This window comes from Lentilactobacillus sp. (assembly GCF_040773105.1).
In the GTDB taxonomy this organism is placed as follows: domain Bacteria; phylum Bacillota; class Bacilli; order Lactobacillales; family Lactobacillaceae; genus Lentilactobacillus; species Lentilactobacillus parabuchneri.
The window spans coordinates 1-1,951 of record NZ_JAXGWW010000308.1 but is presented as its reverse complement, the minus strand read 5'-3'; the positions used below and the strand labels follow the sequence as shown (position 1 = coordinate 1,951).

The following is a 1,951-nucleotide window of genomic DNA, read 5'->3' as shown; positions in this document are numbered from 1 at the left end:
TTAATTCGCGGGACTGTCCATGATCCAAAGGCACGGATTTTAGGCGCTGACTGTGGCTCCGCGGGATTATTTGACTCATTATCGGACTTGATGCATTTTTCCCGTTGGCTTTTAGGGGATGTCAAATATCCGGATTTTCTTCCAGACGAATGGTTGGACCAACTGTTTGTCGATCAGACGCCCGGTCATATGAATAATCGCTCGTTTGGCTGGATTCTAAGAAGTTACGCTGGTCATCCATACATTCTCCACACTGGATATACGGGGACGTTGATTGTAATTGACCGCGTTGCCCACACGGGGTTAATCTTCTTATCCAATCGGGTTCATCCAGATGCTGGCAACAAGATGTTTTTACCGTCTCGAAGCGAGTTGATTCGAACGTTTATCACAGAAGCCAACCAATAATTACTAAATACAAAAAAGGGAGTTGCCAACGAACCGTATCGTTCGAAGGCAACTCCTTTTTGACTGTTTAAAATTTTCAAAATCCAAGCTTTCTAAAAAGTGGCGCCAACTTTCAGTGCTTCTTGAGAAGTTAAATCGGCGTCCGGATACTTGCGCTTCAGTGCATTCATCAACACGTGTTTGGCAATATCGTTATTCCGCGCCAAAATTGGACCGTGGAAATACGTGCAGTATACGTTCTTGTAGATTGCACCTTCCGTGTGATCCTGGCCGTTATTACCGTGGCCCTTCAAAACCTTACCAAGGGGGCGTTCGCCTTTGCCTAAGAAGGTAATTCCCTGATGATTTTCGAAGCCATGGTATTTTTCGCCAGTTTCTTCATTTTCAATTTCAACGTCGCCAATGAAACGATGGTCCTTTTGCTTGTCGGTGTAATGATCCAAAGCACCGATTCCCATCAGCTTTTCGCCGTTGGCACCAATGTAGTAGTGGCCAAGCAGTTGATAGCCGCCACAGATTGCGACCACTGACCCGCCGTCTTCAATAAAACCAGTCAGGGCCTGCTTTTTGGTTTGAATATCTTTTGAGATAATTGATTGTTCAAAATCTTGGCCGCCGCCAAAAACCACAATGTCATACTTGTCGGGGTCAAACTCCTGTCCCAAGCTGATGACTTCAGAGGTCAGGTTAACACCCATTTTACCGGCCAAATACTTTAAAACCAGGATGTTTCCCAGGTCACCATAAGTGTTCATTAAATCGCCATAAAGGTGGCAGACATTAAGTGAGTATGCCATTATCCCATTCCTCCTTTGATAAAGCCCTTTGCCGCAAATACTTTTCTTAAGTGTAGCATAGCCGTGTAGGTTGCGAGGATATAAACCTTTTTGGTAGGGGCATTTGGAATCATTTCAACAACTTTATCCAAATCTGGTTCAACCAGGTGTTTCTGCGGGTCGACTCCCGCAACTTGAAGCCGGTAGGTGATGTCTTTGTATCGTTCACCGCCGGTAATAAACTGTTTGATATTCATCTTTGGCAGCCGCTCAAATTCACCATCCCAAATCCAACTGGTGTCAATGCCGTCAGCATAGTTGGCGTTTAGCAGGCCAATAAACGTGAACGGATCTTTGTCAGTTGAAATCATATCGATGACCTGATTGAGGCCAACGGGGTTCTTAACCAAAATCAGCGTTACCGACTTCCCGTTGACGTTGATTTCTTCTTGACGACCGAAAATTTGTTTTCCGGTTTCGAATGCCTTCTTGGTCTGGGCAGGAGAGACCCCCATGAATCGGCCAACCGAATAAGCAGCGAGTGCATTATAAATGTTGTACACACCACCAATTTCAATTTTAATTGGTTCACCGTCAATTTCAAAACTCGACGACTTGGGTGTCAACTCAGTGATCTTATTCAAAGCGAAGTTTAACTCAGGCCGTTCAAAGCCACAGTTGGGGCAGAAGTATTTGCCGAGATTTGAGTAGCTGATGAAGTGGTAGTGCAGCACATGTTGACATTGGGGACATAAGACACCGTCCGT

3 protein-coding genes are annotated in these 1,951 nt (G+C 45.1%); 1 reads left to right on the top strand and 2 read right to left on the bottom strand.

The window, feature by feature from the left end; genetic code table 11:
- Nucleotides 1–408 (top strand): serine hydrolase (locus AB3112_RS11090; protein WP_367334525.1); only part of this gene is annotated, 408 nt, incomplete at its 5' end.
- Nucleotides 409–500: 92 nt separating this feature from the next.
- On the opposite strand, the gene AB3112_RS11085 is transcribed toward AB3112_RS11090, so the two are convergent.
- Nucleotides 501–1,205: a type 1 glutamine amidotransferase gene (locus AB3112_RS11085; protein ID WP_057909344.1), complete on the bottom strand. Its 705-nt coding sequence runs from the start codon at nucleotides 1,203–1,205 to the stop codon at nucleotides 501–503.
- Nucleotides 1,205–1,951 (bottom strand): MurT ligase domain-containing protein (locus tag AB3112_RS11080; RefSeq protein ID WP_367334524.1); only part of this gene is annotated, 747 nt, incomplete at its 5' end. The genes AB3112_RS11085 and AB3112_RS11080, both read right to left, overlap by 1 nt.

Coding starts and splice junctions, on each gene's coding strand:
- AB3112_RS11085 (WP_057909344.1), bottom strand. CDS start 1,205: ATGGCATACTCACTTAATGTCTGCCACCTTTATGGCGATTTAATGAAC.